At 36.6% G+C, this 14,035-nt stretch carries 8 protein-coding genes and 12 tRNA genes; 1 reads left to right on the top strand and 19 read right to left on the bottom strand.

Features of this window, described 5'->3' with window-relative positions:
• Nucleotides 1-16 precede the first annotated feature (16 nt).
• Both addA and addB read right to left on the bottom strand, forming a co-directional pair.
• Nucleotides 17-3,583 (bottom strand): helicase-exonuclease AddAB subunit AddA, encoded by a 3,567-nt coding sequence (gene addA / locus OCV53_RS07545; protein ID WP_055197449.1) that lies wholly within the window; start codon nt 3,581-3,583, stop codon nt 17-19.
• Nucleotides 3,549-6,902 carry a helicase-exonuclease AddAB subunit AddB gene (gene addB / locus OCV53_RS07540; RefSeq protein WP_055197447.1) on the bottom strand — a complete coding sequence of 1,118 codons (3,354 nt, stop codon included), beginning with the start codon at nt 6,900-6,902 and terminating at the stop codon, nt 3,549-3,551. The genes addA and addB overlap by 35 nt, the downstream gene beginning before the upstream one ends.
• A 117-nt stretch (nt 6,903-7,019) precedes the next feature.
• Here addB and OCV53_RS07535 point away from each other — a divergent pair, with 117 nt between their 5' ends.
• Entirely contained in the window at nt 7,020-7,454 is a 435-nt protein-coding gene (locus tag OCV53_RS07535) for a hypothetical protein (RefSeq protein WP_022375057.1), read from the top strand.
• A gap of 51 nt (nt 7,455-7,505) precedes the next feature.
• Here OCV53_RS07535 and OCV53_RS07530 read toward each other — a convergent pair whose 3' ends face one another.
• The 17 genes from OCV53_RS07530 to OCV53_RS07450 form a co-directional block, all read right to left on the bottom strand.
• Nucleotides 7,506-9,014: a glycosyltransferase family 39 protein gene (locus tag OCV53_RS07530; protein ID WP_055197445.1), complete on the bottom strand. Its 1,509-nt coding sequence runs from the start codon at nt 9,012-9,014 to the stop codon at nt 7,506-7,508.
• A gap of 172 nt (nt 9,015-9,186) precedes the next feature.
• On the bottom strand, nt 9,187-9,672 hold the full coding sequence (locus tag OCV53_RS07525) for a hypothetical protein (RefSeq protein WP_022375059.1): 486 nt from the start codon (nt 9,670-9,672) through the stop codon (nt 9,187-9,189).
• 106 nt (nt 9,673-9,778) lie between these two features.
• Entirely contained in the window at nt 9,779-10,441 is a 663-nt protein-coding gene (locus OCV53_RS07520) for a methionine ABC transporter permease (protein WP_055197443.1), read from the bottom strand.
• A gap of 1 nt (nt 10,442) precedes the next feature.
• A complete protein-coding gene (locus OCV53_RS07515) occupies nt 10,443-11,453 on the bottom strand; it encodes a methionine ABC transporter ATP-binding protein (protein ID WP_055197441.1) in 1,011 nt (336 codons plus the stop codon).
• Between the two features lie 197 nt (nt 11,454-11,650).
• Nucleotides 11,651-12,502: a MetQ/NlpA family ABC transporter substrate-binding protein gene (locus OCV53_RS07510; protein WP_055197439.1), complete on the bottom strand. Its 852-nt coding sequence runs from the start codon at nt 12,500-12,502 to the stop codon at nt 11,651-11,653.
• Nucleotides 12,503-12,752: 250 nt separating this feature from the next.
• A tRNA-Lys gene (locus tag OCV53_RS07505) sits at nt 12,753-12,825 on the bottom strand.
• Nucleotides 12,826-12,861: 36 nt separating this feature from the next.
• Nucleotides 12,862-12,935, bottom strand: a tRNA-His gene (locus tag OCV53_RS07500).
• A gap of 48 nt (nt 12,936-12,983) precedes the next feature.
• Nucleotides 12,984-13,057: transfer RNA gene (locus OCV53_RS07495), tRNA-Arg, on the bottom strand.
• A gap of 29 nt (nt 13,058-13,086) precedes the next feature.
• Nucleotides 13,087-13,157 (bottom strand) — tRNA-Gly (locus tag OCV53_RS07490).
• A 6-nt stretch (nt 13,158-13,163) separates the two neighbouring features.
• Nucleotides 13,164-13,238, bottom strand: a tRNA-Pro gene (locus OCV53_RS07485).
• Nucleotides 13,239-13,353: 115 nt separating this feature from the next.
• Nucleotides 13,354-13,434, bottom strand: a tRNA-Leu gene (locus tag OCV53_RS07480).
• 4 nt (nt 13,435-13,438) lie between these two features.
• Nucleotides 13,439-13,511, bottom strand: a tRNA-Lys gene (locus tag OCV53_RS07475).
• An 18-nt stretch (nt 13,512-13,529) separates the two neighbouring features.
• Nucleotides 13,530-13,601, bottom strand: a tRNA-Gln gene (locus tag OCV53_RS07470).
• Between the two features lie 18 nt (nt 13,602-13,619).
• A tRNA-His gene (locus tag OCV53_RS07465) sits at nt 13,620-13,693 on the bottom strand.
• Between the two features lie 44 nt (nt 13,694-13,737).
• Nucleotides 13,738-13,811, bottom strand: a tRNA-Arg gene (locus OCV53_RS07460).
• 29 nt (nt 13,812-13,840) lie between these two features.
• A tRNA-Gly gene (locus tag OCV53_RS07455) sits at nt 13,841-13,911 on the bottom strand.
• Nucleotides 13,912-13,917: 6 nt separating this feature from the next.
• Nucleotides 13,918-13,992 (bottom strand) — tRNA-Pro (locus OCV53_RS07450).
• Nucleotides 13,993-14,035: the final 43 nt, after the last annotated feature.

The following is a 14,035-nucleotide window of genomic DNA, read 5'->3' as shown; positions in this document are numbered from 1 at the left end:
TGACAAATCAGAAATTTCATACATGAACTGTGATCGTTTTTTGTAATGTCACAGAATAAATATAGATTTCTTTTACATTTTTCCCTGTGATCTTCTCTAATGCCTGTTTATAAGATTCCATCTGCGCATGGTATCGATTGATCAGAATATGTTCTTCTCCTTCGTTAACTCTGTCTGTCTTGTAATCTACCAGCACAATCCCGTCTGTTTCCTCAAAATACGCATCAATGATACCCTGAACAACAACAAAGTCGTCTGTTTTTGCCTCTTGGTTCATATCTGAAAATGGTATTCCTGTTACAAATTGACGTTCTTTATACAATCTTTTTTTCTGATCTGCTGTTTTCATACGTTTTCCAAGCTGTGAGTTTGTAAGTGCAAGAATTTCTTTTCGATAGATCACTTTATCATATTCTTTTTTTAATTTTCCCTGATCGATCCATTCTTTGATATCTTCATTTAAACTTTTCATCGTGTGATCTTTGGAAAAATTGAGTAGTTCAAGCACCTTATGAATCACGGTACCTTTAGATGTCGCTGAAATCTTTTCATTCTTCTTGATAAATGCAGGAACCCTTTTTTCCTTTTCCTGATGAACGGATGTATACAGCCGTTCTTGCTTATCCGCTGCCTGACTCATACGTTTGATCTCAGATACAGAATATTTTAAACGTCCTTTTGTCTCTGTCTCATTGCGATAATGATAATCAAATTTGTCTTTCATTTCTTTTACTTTATCTTTTGGAATCTGATCCTTCAGACGTTCATAAAAAATCTGTCGGTTCATCTCATGCAGAAGTTCATTTCCTTCCTGCTGCCACAAAAGATCTTCAAGTGTATATATCTTCAATCTGTAGTCTTCTTTAGGAACCTTTGGAAGTGCTTTCTTGATCCAGTCAAAATAGCATCTTCCATTCAAAAGATTAATCGCTGTGACATCTTCTTGGTCATGCCACATAATATCATCTGTCTTTATTCCTGTAAGGATCAGTTTTTCCTTTGCTCTTGTCATCGCAACATAAAGGACTCTTAATTCTTCCCCTAAAGATTCCTGATTCATCTGGTTTCTGATCAGATTTTTTAAGATCGTTTTCTTTTTTGTCCTTCGAATTGGGTCAATATGATCTGCCCCGATAAAATAATCTCCATGGAAGATCATACTTCCATTTGCATCTCTTAAATTAAATTTCTGATGAATCTTTGAGACAAATACGATTGGATATTCCAATCCCTTACTCTTATGAATACTTGAAATACGCACAAGATCCTGATCCTCACTCATGGTATTTGCCTCACCATAATCCATATCATACTCCTTGCACTGTTCCATAAATCGCACAAAATGGAATAATCCTTTGATCTGACTGCTTTCAAACGTTTTTGCCTGTTCAATAAGCATCAAAATATTTCCCTGTCGCTTCTTTCCCTGTGGCATTGCACCTGCATAATAATAATATCCGGTCTTTTCTAGTGCGAGCCAGATCAGCTGTGTTAATGACAGATATGTTTTGGCATCCCTTAAAAGTTCAAGAAGTTGTAATGCTTTCTTAGAACCTTTTATGCTCTCTTTTGTTTCACAAAGACATTCATAAAGTGAATTTTTCCCACCATCAACTTTCAATCGTCCAAGTTCTTCCTCTGACATTCCGATCATTGGCGATCTTAAGACCGCTGCAAGATCAATGTCCAGATAAATATTATCAACGACAGAAAGCAGACTTAGCAGTGTCCGGATCTCCACAGTATCAAAATATCCTTTCTGGCTATTCGCAAATGCAGGAATGCCTGCATCCATCAATTCTTTCTGAATCACTTCAGCATTCCCTTTCATAGATCGAAGCAAGATCACTATATCACTATATCTTGCTTTTCTTAAAATGGTATTGCCTTCTTCATCTTTTCCTGTAACCATCATCGGTTTTTCTCCATTTACCATCTCGTGAATCCTTGATGCGATCATTCTTGCTTCCAAAACAACGGCATCTTCCTCTGAATTCTTTACTTCCTTTGATTCTAAAAGTAAGATCTCTGTTTGGGCATCACATCCTTGTTCAAACTCCATCGTTGGAACAAGAGCAACATTTTTCGTATATTCAATGTTTCCAAGATCTTCATGCATGATCTGGTAAAATACATCATTAACAAAGGTAAGAACTTCACTGCGGCTTCGAAAGTTGTTTCGCAGTTCGATCAATTGATATTCTTCTCCCTTTTGCTGATATCCATGATATTTCTCAAGGAACAACTCCGGCCTTGCCAGGCGGAAACTGTAAATACTCTGTTTGACATCTCCTACCATAAACATGTTATGTCCACCCTCTGCTTCTTTTGAAACACTTCGTAAGATCGCATCCTGAATATAGTTACTGTCCTGATACTCATCAATATAAATCTCTTCGTATCCGTCTGATTTTTCTTTTGCGATCTTGCTTGGTACCGGATTACCTTGCTCATCATAATGATCGATCAAAAGATCCAATGCAAAATGTTCCATATCATCAAAGTCCATGATATTTTCGTTCTTCTTTTTCTCATCATAACGCATCATAAATTCTCTTGTCAGATGTATTAGGCCCCTGATTGGACTTTTGATCCTCTTTAATTCATGAAAAATCTCTGACTCATTCTCATAAAAATATGCAGCCTTTAAATCATCGAGCAGACCATACGCCTGTGCTCTTAACAATTTACACTGTTCCTGCAGCATTTCATCAATCTCATCTGTTTTCTTCTTACGCCCGGAAAGTCTTGGCTTTTCAATCTTTACAAAAACTTCACACAACTTTGAAAATGTCTGTGCCTCACTGATCTTTGTTACGATTTCCAGATCTTTTCGGAATGTTTTCTCATAAAAATATGGTCCTCCCGATGAAAGTGACAATTCTAAAGCTTCTTTTATCAGGTTTAACGCACCATCAATTGAAATCCTTGCATCCCTCAAAATGATCTTCATAAATGGTGCCTGTTCAAATTGTTCTAATGTCTCAACAGATATGTTTTCTTCTGCCTGATCAAGCCATTTAAAAGGCTCTCTATGACTTCGTGCATTTTGATATAATTTTAAGATATATTCGCTGATGATATTATCATTTTTACCCGGAGAATAAGATTCAATAAGATTAATAAAATCTTCTTCTTTCTTCTCATAAGCCTCTTCTAACAAGTCATCCAACACTTCCTGACGGATTGCTGATAATCTTCCTTCATCCCCCGGTGCTGTGCTTGGATCAATGCCAAGCACATAAAAATAATCACGGATTAAATTCATACAAAAACTATGGATCGTTGTAATCTGTGCTTTATGGATCAGAGAAAGCTGTTTCACAAAATGCTGATTCCCCGGAAACTCTCTTACTTTCTCATCAAGTGCTGCCATGATCCTTTCTTTCATCTCTCCTGCTGCCGCTTTTGTAAATGTAACGACTAGCAGATGATCTACATCGATCGGATGCTTGTCATCTGTGATCTTTTGTATGATACGTTCTACCAAGACTGCCGTCTTTCCGGAACCTGCTGCAGCAGATACTAAAATGTCGGCATCTCTTTGATCAATGACTTTCTGCTGTTGTTTCGTCCAAGGCATGTTTTCCCTCCTCTAGTGATATTTTCTTGATCTTCTCCACCTGATCAACACCTTCTTCATAAGCACAGATATTTTTAAATTCACAATACTCGCATGGTTTTCTTCCTTCATATTCATATGGTTTAATGGAAATATCACCATGCATCAATGAATTTCCAAGATCCGTCATCTTCTTCTCTACATATTTCCCAAGATTTAACAACTGCGTTGTATTTAAAATAGAAGATCGCTTATCATATCCTGACTTTGTTGCTCTGACCGGTAATGTCAGATATCCTTCTGGTCCCGTATGTTCCATATGATCGATCAACTGAAAATCTTCATTGACAACACCACTCATCTTAAGATCTTTCAAAATCTTGTCGTTCGCTTCCCTCTCATGCTCCACATTGACAACCGGATCATCCATATGGAAATAAAACATCCCAGCCGGATAGACTCTCTTACCACTTTTCTTCTCATACAATTCCATCATAGCATTCATATAAATGATCAACTGCATCTGTAGTCCATGAAAAATCTTTGCAAAATCAAACTTCTGCTTTCCTGATTTATAATCAATGATCTTTAAATATTTATTTTCTTCATCTTCCACGCTGTCCATGCGGTCAACCACACCGGAAAAAATCATTTTCTCTCCGTCCTCTAATGCAAACGTCATAGAATCCAGATGATTTTCCTCACCAAACGCAATTTCGTACTCTTCTGGTGTAAAATCTCCTCTCTTAATATGCTGTTCCATTGCCCACACAGCTCTTTTAGAGATTCGTTTCATACGTTCCAAGACATATTCATTCCTATGACTACTTTCAAACAATTCTTTCTGAACATCTGTAACTGCCAGTTCTACCATAGCATCTACAAATTCATCTCTTGACTCATCATCTACGAACTTCCAGTCGCTGCGTTTTCCGACCAGCTCCATTGTCTTATGAAAGACTTTTCCCATATCCGTCGGCAGAATTTCATGTACCAGTCGTTTACGAAGTCTAAGTCCATATTGCATAAAATGTGAAAATGCACATCCAGCAAATTTCTCCATTCTTGTTACACTTCCAGAAATCGTATCTCCATAAAGATCATGGATCAATTCTTTGCTAAGCGGAAGTGCCTGATTCGTATAAAATCTTGCATCCACATAATCTGTAACTGGTTTCAAGTCCTTCAGTGCATAATATAATGTCTGCATCCATTTCATTTTATCCGAATCCTCATTCTCCGTAAGATCAAGATCTTGCAGACAAAGGATCATCTGATCTAATGCTTCTTCTTTTGTGTACCCAGTCTTTTGTTCTTCTTCCTCCATTGAAATTTTTAATTTTGGAAAAATTCTTAAGATTCTTTCGATAAAATAAGATGGGCGATTGTTATTTCCTGCTGCTTCCATCATGCGATACGATACATACAAGCGGTCAGTTGGTTTTGACACTGTAAGATATAAATAAAACTGTTCCATATATGCAGACTCTTTTGCTCCCGGTGCAAGACCGATCCCGTAACTTTGAAGAATCTCTCTTTGATAGTCACTGACTACTCCTCCGCCATCATTTGCAGCTGGAATCACACCTTCATTGACACCTAAGAAAAATAGGATCTTTACTTCCTCTGTCCTTGTTCGTTTCATATCCCCGATCACAATCTGATCAAGACTTGGCGGAATCACTCCAATCTGCATTTCTTCCAATCCACTTTCAAGAACACTTAAGAAATCATCATAAGAAAGCTTTTCCTCCCCTAAAATTTCTGCCATCTGTTCTAACAGATCAATGACCTGATCATATACTTTCGCATAAGTTGCTGCCTGAATCAGATTTCCTTCTTCTTCAAACATCTCTTGTTTCTTTGCCATCTTTCCTTCGACATCAAGCATTTCCAGAAATTCATACAAATAAATAAGCTTGCGTTTTACGGTACTTCCCCTGCGCTTTAATCCAGTCTTTAGATCTTTCACTTCTTCCATAAAACGAATTCTTAATTCTTCCGCTCTCTGTCTCTCTTCATCAGAAAAAAGTTTTGAAGCAAACGGTCTGTTCCATCTTGCAAAACCACGAATTCCGCATGCCAGCACGTAATTTTCCAGAAAATCTGCTTCTTCCATCGTAAAATTTGAAAATCCCGATTTTAAATATCGAAATACCATATCATAGGAAAAATCTTTCTGAATCATCTTCAAGACAGAAAGAAGTGTCTCAATACAAGGATTATTTAATAACTTGCGGTTCACATCCACAAAATATGGAATATGCAGATCATCAAAACTCTTTTCCAGTTCATTCTGGTAACTGTCAAGATCCGCGGTCAGTACAACAATATCTTTGTAGCGATATCCTTCTTCTCTTACAAAACGTTCGATCTCATTTGCCACCGCCCTGCTTTCCTGCCTTGGATTCATAAAACAACGGATTTTTATGTCATTTGGTACCTCGTCGTATGTTTCATATGGATATCGTTCGATATTTTGCTCTAAATGTCTTAATTCCTTAGAATCTCTTCCATCCGGCCAGCATATGATATCTGGCATAACAGGCGTTCCTGCCTCCTGTGCAAGCTTGATCAATTCATATTTTTCCTTCTTTGACATGGCAAACAATTCATATTCATGGTATCTGCTTCTTACATAACGCCCATCTAAAGTAAGTCCTACATAGACATTTTTTCCTATCCTTAAAAGTTTCTCAATAACCTTTCTCTGTATCGGTGTAAATCCTGTAAATCCATCTAGATAAAACGTCGCATCCTTAAGCTTTTGTGATCGATCCATCTTTTGTGCCAGCACATCTAAAAGCTGTTCCGAGATCAAATAGCGTTCCTTGATATAATCTTCAAATTTCTCCATCACAAGAAGTATGTCATCCATCTTTGAACGCAGGCCTTCTTCTTTCATTATATCCATCGTCTTCTTTAAATCTTCCATTGAAACATCATACTGATATACTTCTGCAAAAAATGATTTCAATTCATCAATAAATCCCTGTTTCTTCATACTGGATGAAAAAACCTTTAACTCGTCTTTGTGTTGTTCCATGACCTTTCTTATTACCATGGATTTTCCTTCATCTTCCAGCAGATCTTTTGGAATATAGGATAATTCTTCAAATATACGATAAGTCAATCTAAAAAATCCCACCACATCAATATTAAATGTTCCATGGCGTGGATGTCTTTGTACAAGCTGTCTTTGTGCATTGAGTGTTGACTGGTCAGGTACAAGGAAGAAAAACTCCTCATCTTCATGTTCCATGGAATCTTTGATCATCTGCTCATAAATAAAATCTGTCTTCCCAGATCTTGACGATCCTAATATAAACTGTAATGCCATATCTTTTCCTCCATTTTATATTATTTTATTATATCCTATCCTTTATTTCCCGTAAAGATGTTCTAAACACAGCTGCTTATGCATAAATTAGAGATAGAATCTTTTAGGAGGATAACTATGTCATCAAAAACGAAAATCGTCGTATTTAAAGCACGGGAACTTATTTACACCGGAATTTTTATTTTGCTTGGAATCCTTTTGATCCTGCTTCTGGTCTTTATGTTTATACCATCACATAAATCATCAAAAAAATCAAAAGAAACTTCCGGTTACGCACAAGGAGTCTATACCTCTCCATTAAAACTTGGCGAAAATGAATTAGAACTTCAAGTTACAGTGAAGAACGGAAAAGCAAAGCATGTTTCCCTGAAGCATTTAAATAAATCCATAAAAACCATGTATCCTCTGGTCGAACCATCTTTAAATGAAATCAACAAACAGCTTCCAAAAGTAAACAGTATCGATGAAATTAAATTTGATGGCCAGAGCCAGTATACAAATACATTATTAAAACAGGCAGTTAAAAATGCATTAAAAACGGCACAGGAATAATTTCCTGTACCGCTTTCATACTCTGAGTTTGTATTCATATATTTTAATTTCTTATTTAGCCTTTGCCGAAATCTTCTCATAAAAACGTGTGACTGCATAAGCAGCTGTCGGTATCTGCATAAAAATATATGGATATACATACTGCCCCTTTGTCTCCCAGAACAAATGGAACAAGAATCCACCGGTCAAAAAGATCAGTCCAAATGCTGCCTTATCATATTCTTTTAAATACTTTATCACAAAGATCCACACCGCTGCCAAAAGTAAAATTATATATGCTTTCATTCCCGTATAAAGATATGTATCATGTTTTTCTTCATTGAACAGGTGATGCAGCTGTTTTGTTTTCACATACTGCCCTGCCGCTGCCTTAGGCCCCGAAAAAATAGATTCATATAATGGATCTGTCCATGTTGTTGTAAGCTTTTTGCTAAAAAATTCACAAGCCTTCTTAGGATGTCTTTTATACTGTTTAATATATCCAGATACCATCTTTTCTCCTTGCTTCGCTGCTTTTTCTCTGTCGTAATTATTGCTTACATATACATCGATAAATTTTTTATTATACCATCCTCCAGAACGAACATGATTATCAGGATCTGTTCCCATCGCGACCCACAAGATACTTGGGACTCCTTTATTTATCTTTTTCCCAGTCGCTACTTCAAATCCAACCGTCATGATCATCTTACCTGCAACAAATACTATGACAAATAATACCATCATCTTTAAGATATTTTTATCATGTTCTTTTAAATAATGTAAAAAAAGATAACAAAGACACGCTGCCAGTGCAATAATAAAATTCTTCTTCATAAGTACTGCTAGCATAAGAAAAATACTGCTTAGGATCATATCTTTCCATTTCTTTGTCCTGACTGCGGCAAATAGATAAAAAACTCCAACTGTCAGAAGAAAAAATCCCGGAATCAATCCATATGCAAATGTCAGGAAGAAAAACTGTGGCAGAAATAAAAAACTTAAAGTAATTGCTGTCAAATTAACCTTATGCTGGTCATTAAATATTTCTTTTGTAATCTTATATATGAAAAAATTAATTCCAAAAATCGCTGCAAGATTCATTCCAAATAATAGCTTTGCATCATGGCTTATAAATCCCAATATATATTCATAGATCAGAAATCCAATCTGATGTGGGTATCTGTACATATAATGCCCCATATCCATTGTTGTAAATTTTCCATGATGGATTGCAATGGATGCTTTATGAACAGACAATGCATCATATCTTAATACAGAATTTATATTTATGATCATATAAATTCCTGCCACAAGATATATCACAGAAAAAAATAAAAACAGTTTTTTCTCATCGATTCTTTCCGAAAATTTAAATAACAGGTAAAACAAAAGAACCAGCCCGATCATAAAAACTGCTGTCATCCATACATTTGTATTGCGGATGCGGATATGTTCCTTAATATTCATAACATAAGTGGAAAATATTAGATTCTTGATTGTGAGAATTGCGAGTATCACAAAAGAAATCGCATATACCATACCATTTGATATGCGATAAAGTAGTTTCATAGCTTTCATAACTTACTCCTTTTATCCTTATTGTACAAAGCGCTGCATTTGCAGCTGAATCCCTCTTTGAATATTAAACAACAAAAGTATTAAATCTGTCTATCATTTTTTTCTTAAATTTTTCTTACGTTTTTTATACAACAAAAAAGACACAGGATTAAATCTCCCTGTGCCTTTTTCTTTATTTCTTGTATTCTTCTAATTTCTCTGTTTTTGTATTTCGTTTGTAGATCTTTCCATTGTCTTTATCTACATAAAAATCTCCGTATTTCTTCCCAGAATCATCATTTGCATCATAAATCTCAAAATGATATCCACTGGCTCCATCTTTATATTCCTGCTCATCTCTTGTCTCGTTGCGTACTTCATATTTTCCATCCTTATCATCTGTCTGAAGGCGATTTAGTAAATAATCGTGTGCATCATCATAATTATCAAATCCATTTGCTACATCTTCAACGGCATCACCGACTCCGTCTGCCACATCATCAACGGCATCCTCTGCATCATCTACCAAATTATCTTCTGTCGTATTGGATGCATTGTTATTCTCTGTTGTACCTTTTGTTGTAGAATCCTTTCTTCCATTCCCACATCCAGTCAAAACTACAGACACTGCCAAAGTCAATGCAAAAATAAAACTTGCAAGCTTCATCGTCTTTTTCATATTGTATCTCCTTTTCTTCTTAACATCTTGATACTTATATTCTGTCCAGAAGAAAAGAAAATATTTATTTTGATACGAAAATTTCTTATTTTTATTTTAGCTACCCTTATTTTCTTGTAAGTTTCAGTGCAATCTTATCCCCGATCCACTGTCCTACCTGAACAATGATAACCAATGCAACAACGGTAATGATCAGCACCCCTGTCTCATAACGGTTATAACCATACATGATGGCAAGATTACCAATTCCACCACCACCGACAGCTCCTGCCATTGCAGAATATCCAATAACACTTACAAATGTAACAGTTAATGCACGTACCAGCGCAGGTGTTGCTTCTACAAATAAAACTTTGCGGATGATCAGCGGCATACCAGCTCCTGTTGCAACCGCTGCTTCGATCACACCTTTATCAACTTCACTGAAAGCACCTTCTACCAGTCTTGCATAAAATGCGATCGCTGCAATTGCCAGTGACACAGATGCTGCAATTGGTCCAATGCTTGTTCCTACAACCAATCTTGCTAATGGCTGTAATACGATGATCAAAATAATAAATGGCAATGAACGGATCACATTGATGATCGTTCCCGCAATTCCGTTAACAACCTTGTTTTTATAAAAAATCGGATTTGATGCTAAATGTAAGACCAGTCCTAAAATTGTTCCAAAGATTGCTGCTGCGATCATGGAGATCAATACCATCTCAAAGGTCTCAAAGGATGCCTGGGCAAATTCTGACTGAATGATTTCCATTGTTTGATTCATACTATCTTCCTCCTAGCCTCTCTAATTTGTATACATTCTTGCTGATGTATTCTAATGCTTTCTTACGTTCTTCATCTTCCCCGCGTAAGATTACGATCAGCATACCAAATGGTTTATTTCTGATATAATCAACTTTACCATTGATAATATCCATCGTGATATCGTAGTTCTTAGAGGCAACACTGATCACAGGATCGTAAGAATCATCTCCTGTATAGCTTAAACGAACAATTTCTTCATTTGGTTTGGCTGTTAATCCTTCTGGTACTTCTACATTTAAAACTCTCTGTACCAGACTCTTTGCGATATCTGACTTTGGATCTGCAAATGCAGAATAAATATCTGTCACTTCTTTTAACTGTCCGTCTTCCATAAATGCGATACGGTCAAATAATTTCTTTGCCACATCCATCTCATGCGTGATAAATACGATCGTAATATGTGTTTTTTCATTGATCTCTTTTAATAATTCCACAATCTCTTCTGTATTCTCAATATCTAAGGCTGATGTTGCTTCATCACATAACAGAATATCTGGATTATTTGCTAAAGCTCTTGCGATCGCAACTCTTTGTTTCTGCCCACCACTTAAGTTTGCTGGATATGCATCCGCTTTCTCTGGAAGATGTACGATCTCTAAGAGTTCTTTAACTCTGTCTTTGATCTTATTTTTTGGATAATCGTTTGCATATAATGAAAATGCTATATTTTCAGCAATTGTTGATCCGCTGATCAGATTAAAATGCTGGAAGATCATTCCAATATTTAATCTGGTTTTTCTTAATTGTTTTCGATTAAATTTTGTAATGTCTGATCCTTCAATGATCACTTCCCCATTAGTTGGTCTTTGTAACAGATTGATCACACGTACCAGAGTACTCTTTCCTGCACCACTTGGTCCTACGATTCCAAAGATCTCTCCTTTGTTGATCTTTAAGCTTACATTATCAACCGCTTTGAATTCATGACTGCCATTTTTGAAGGTTACATCTATATTTTTTAATTCAATCATGACTTTATCCTTTCTATATTTCTTTCATTATCTTACTATAATTCTCAGATCTTATATAGTTCTCCAAGAATCAGATAAGCTATTATCCATCAGTTTTCTGACAGACAATAGCTTCATCATAACAATTTCAGTTGATTTTTTCAATAATTTCTTGCTTCTTCCATAAATTACTTATAGTTTTTCATCTTCTCCTGTTCTTAGAACAGAGGTACAACGGCTCCATCATATTTGTCATTGATATATTTTTTCACTGTATCGCTCTTTAATGCTTTGATCAGAGCTTTTGTTGCTGCTAATTTTTCATTTCCTTTTTTAACAGCCACGATATTTCCATATGTTTTTGCTCCAACAGAATCAGCATCTTCTGTTGCTAAAGCATCTTTATTTACCTTTAATCCTGCCTGTAATGCATAATTTCCATTTACAACTGCGATATCAACATCTTTTAAAGATCTTGGAATCTGAGCTGCTTCGATTTCTTTGATCGCCAAGTCTTTTTTATTCTCTACGATATCTTTCTTTGTTGCTGTTAATCCGGCACCATCTTTTAATTTGATCAGTCCTTGATCCTGTAATAATAATAATGCTCTTGCTTCGTTCGTTGTATCATTAGGAACTGCAACTGTTGCACCCTTCTTTAAATCTTTCAAAGTCTTTGTTTTTCCTGGAAAGATTCCAAATGGTTCATAATGAATCATTCCAGCAGAAACTAAATGTGTCTTCTTCTTTTTATTGAAATCATCTAAATATGGTTTATGCTGGAAATAGTTTGCATCTAAATCTCCAGATTCAAGTGCTGTATTTGGCTGTACATAATCAGAGTATTCTTTGATCTCTAATTCGTATCCTTCTTTTTTTAATTCTTTCTTTGCTACTTTTAAGATGTCAGCATGTGGAGATGGACTTGCTCCGATGACGATCTTCTTTGTTTCTTCTTTCTTTGTATCACTACTGCTGTCTTTCTTTGCTCCGCATCCTGCGAATGCTCCGATGATAACTGCTCCTGTTAATGCCAATGCTAAGGCTTTTTTTAACTTTTCTTTTCTCATATTTTTCACCTCATAATCTTTCTGTTATTTTTATTTGTGTGTTATTGTTTCAACTGATTGAGTTTAGTATAACAGTGCGTTAGGAATTTGTAAAATATGTATTTCTTTTAGTTTGATATAGTTTTTGGCTATAACGGAGTGTTTAATTTGTGGGAGATACTATTTAGTCTAGTTATTCGTTTTTTTAATATATATATCAAAAAAGAGACATAATCCTAAATTTCTTTAAAATCATATCTCTTCTAGCAAGTGAGCGTGCGGGGATTCGAACCCCGGACAACTTGATTAAAAGTCAAGTGCTCTACCACCTGAGCTACACACCCTTATGTGATTATCTTGTAAAATAAGCAAAATAACAGGGTGGGTAATGGGATTCGAACCCACGGCCTCCAGAGCCACAATCTGGCGCGCTAACCAGCTGCGCTATACCCACCGTAATGTATTGCTTCTATATATAATAATATGTTTAAACATAGAAAAACGAGCCTGAAGGGATTCGAACCCCCGACCCACGGCTTAGAAGGCCGTTGCTCTATCCAACTGAGCTACAGACTCAAACTTTATAGGATTCTATAAAATTAAAAAGCGGGTGATGGGAATCGAACCCACGTGATCAGCTTGGAAGGCTGGAGTTCTACCATTGAACTACACCCGCTTATAGTCGGGGTGACAGGATTCGAACCTGCGACCTCTTGATCCCAAATCAAGCGCTCTAGCCAAGCTGAGCCACACCCCGTAAGTGTTATGTGTTTTTGTCGCTCACAACAAAATATATTTTACTACGTTCTGTTGTAATTGTCAAGAACTTTTTTCATTTTATTTTAATTTTCTTTGCTGAGCAAAAAAAATACTGCGGATGACAGGAGTTGAACCTGCACGTCGTAGACACTAGAACCTAAATCTAGCGCGTCTGCCAATTCCGCCACATCCGCATAATGAGCGTGCGGGGATTCGAACCCCGGACAACTTGATTAAAAGTCAAGTGCTCTACCACCTGAGCTACACACCCTTATATAATTATCAAGAACTGGGCTAGCTGGACTCGAACCAGCGAATGCAGCAGTCAAAGTGCTGTGCCTTACCACTTGGCGATAGCCCATCATTTAAAAATGATCAGGGTGGGTAATGGGATTCGAACCCACGGCCTCCAGAGCCACAATCTGGCGCGCTAACCAGCTGCGCTATACCCACCATAATGTGTTACTTCTATATGAATATATTCAGATATAGAAAAACGAGCCTGAAGGGATTCGAACCCCCGACCCACGGCTTAGAAGGCCGTTGCTCTATCCAACTGAGCTACAGACTCAAACTTTATAGGATTCTATAAAATTAAAAAGCGGGTGATGGGAATCGAACCCACGTGATCAGCTTGGAAGGCTGGAGTTCTACCATTGAACTACACCCGCTTATAGTCGGGGTGACAGGATTCGAACCTGCGACCTCTTGATCCCAAATCAAGCGCTCTAGCCAAGCTGAGCCACACCCCGTAAGTGTTATGCAATTTCACAACTCATAACGAAAATATATTAC

It is taken from the genome of Anaerostipes amylophilus (genome assembly GCF_025567365.1).
Classification (GTDB): domain Bacteria; phylum Bacillota; class Clostridia; order Lachnospirales; family Lachnospiraceae; genus Anaerostipes; species Anaerostipes amylophilus.
Note: the sequence above shows the minus strand (reverse complement) of the source record. Positions and strands in the feature narration are given on the sequence as shown.

Bases quoted from the DNA above. Each gene is read 5' to 3' on its own strand.
- OCV53_RS07525 (WP_022375059.1), bottom strand. From the start codon at position 9,672: ATGAAAAAGACGATGAAGCTTGCAAGTTTTATTTTTGCATTGACTTTG.
- OCV53_RS07520 (WP_055197443.1), bottom strand. From the start codon at position 10,441: ATGAATCAAACAATGGAAATCATTCAGTCAGAATTTGCCCAGGCATCC.
- addA (WP_055197449.1), bottom strand. From the start codon at position 3,583: ATGCCTTGGACGAAACAACAGCAGAAAGTCATTGATCAAAGAGATGCC.
- OCV53_RS07530 (WP_055197445.1), bottom strand. From the start codon at position 9,014: ATGAAAGCTATGAAACTACTTTATCGCATATCAAATGGTATGGTATAT.
- addB (WP_055197447.1), bottom strand. From the start codon at position 6,902: ATGGCATTACAGTTTATATTAGGATCGTCAAGATCTGGGAAGACAGAT.
- OCV53_RS07510 (WP_055197439.1), bottom strand. From the start codon at position 12,502: ATGAGAAAAGAAAAGTTAAAAAAAGCCTTAGCATTGGCATTAACAGGA.
- OCV53_RS07515 (WP_055197441.1), bottom strand. From the start codon at position 11,453: ATGATTGAATTAAAAAATATAGATGTAACCTTCAAAAATGGCAGTCAT.
- OCV53_RS07535 (WP_022375057.1), top strand. From the start codon at position 7,020: ATGTCATCAAAAACGAAAATCGTCGTATTTAAAGCACGGGAACTTATT.